Here is a 444-nt window from a genome sequence, read left to right on the forward strand (position 1 = left end):
GCCGGCAAGCGGGCCGGTCTGCGGGCTGACGTAACCGATCTTGATCTTGGCATTGCGGGCGATTGCCGGCGCGGCAAGCCCGCCGAACGATAGGGTAAGGCCGGTCGCGGCCGTGGCCTGCATCAATGTTCTGCGCGTGATCATATGTTCCTCCCTTTGTGATTTATGTGCGTTGGGTCACATCTCAATCATGCTGCAAGCCTCTGGAATGGCGTCTGGCCTTTGGCGAGATCCGACAGCATGGCGCCGACGGCCGCCGCCTCCATGTCGGATACCTGGTGCGCCCGGCCGGGAAACAGTTCGCAACGCAGTTTGGCCCGCGCCTTGCCGAGCGCCTCCGATGCCGCGGCGAAGGCGGTTACCGGAACCCATGGATCGTCGTCCGAGCCGGTCAGGTAGACGGGCATGTTGTCAAGATCGGCATGCGGCCGCTCATCGCTCGGC

Annotated in this window: 1 protein-coding gene; it reads right to left on the reverse strand. The window is 64.2% G+C overall.

Annotated features, from left to right (window positions below; genetic code table 11):
• Positions 1–188: 188 nt before the first annotated feature.
• Positions 189–444 (reverse strand): alpha/beta hydrolase (locus AC1D0P_RS29720; protein ID WP_477680015.1); only part of this gene is annotated, 256 nt, incomplete at its 5' end.

This window comes from Polaromonas sp. P1_G2 (assembly GCF_056405515.1).